Below are 301 nucleotides of genomic sequence, written 5' to 3'. Positions count from 1 at the left end.
CTCGGATTGTAGAAGATGGTGCTGGTATCGGCGAACTCGATGATCTTGCCCGGCTTGACCGTGCCGGCGATGTTGCAGAACGCCGTCCAGTCCTAAACACGCGCCGACTGCTGCATCTTGTGCGTCAAGATGACCAAGGTGTACTGTTCATTGAGCTCGTATATGATGTCCTCAACGGCCAGTGTGGAGATAGGTTCAATGGCGGAGCAGTGCTCGTCCAAGAGGATCACCTGGGGTTCCACGGCGATTGCACTGGCGATGAACAGGCGATGATGCTGGCCGCCGGACAGGCCGGAACCCG

Annotated in this window: 1 pseudogene; it reads right to left on the bottom strand. The window is 57.8% G+C overall.

Annotated features, from left to right (window positions below):
* Positions 1–301, bottom strand: a pseudogene (locus JYA52_RS00175) (ATP-binding cassette domain-containing protein); the annotation flags it as partial.

The sequence above is a fragment of the Arthrobacter pascens genome (genome assembly GCF_017052465.1).
Lineage (GTDB): Bacteria > Actinomycetota > Actinomycetes > Actinomycetales > Micrococcaceae > Arthrobacter > Arthrobacter pascens.
The sequence above is the reverse complement of the archived record's forward strand: the minus strand, read 5'-3'. Positions and strand labels throughout refer to the sequence as shown.